Source organism: Massilia sp. CT11-108 (assembly GCF_047302915.1).
GTDB classification, from domain to species: domain Bacteria; phylum Pseudomonadota; class Gammaproteobacteria; order Burkholderiales; family Burkholderiaceae_D; genus Telluria; species Telluria orientalis.
The window spans coordinates 1-544 of record NZ_JBKYMO010001196.1 but is presented as its reverse complement, the minus strand read 5'-3'; the positions used below and the strand labels follow the sequence as shown (position 1 = coordinate 544).

General features: G+C 66.2%; 1 pseudogene. It reads left to right on the top strand.

Annotation, left to right across the window (positions count from 1 at the left end):
* Positions 1–157 precede the first annotated feature (157 nt).
* Positions 158–544 (top strand): annotated as a pseudogene (locus tag ACEN88_RS33935) (hypothetical protein); the annotation flags it as partial.

Here is a 544-nt window from a genome sequence, read left to right as displayed (position 1 = left end):
TTTTTAATCCCCTACGCGCCATTTTGCTTTTTCGCGCGTTTTTTTGGTCCCGTTTTTGTTATAATCCCCCGCGGGGCCGGGCCAGGCCCGCGAGCCGTTCGAATACGGTGCGATCCTGAAGGGGGCCGGCATCGCGCTCACCGACCACGAGATCGCGATGCGCTACTACCGCGAACGCGCGCAGCCTTACCTGATCCCGTTCCCGCGCCGGCGCGCGCCGAAAGCGGGCGAGCCGCGCATCGCCGCCGTCGAACCGTGGGACATCGGCGAGCCGCTCGACCGCATCGACTGGCTGCAAAGCCTGATGCTGAGTCCCCGGCCGATCCCCGGCGTGACGACGGTGCAGCGCGGCGTCGAGACGGACGCCGGCACCGAGGAAACGCCCATGCCCGTCGACCTGGACCTGTACGTCGACAGCTCGGGCTCGATGCCGGATCCGCAGGTGGCGACGTCGTATCTCGCGCTGGCCGGCGCCATCGTCGCGCTGTCGGCGCAGCCCGAGATCTCTCACTTATACACAACAGACCCTGCCCACGAAAAAAGA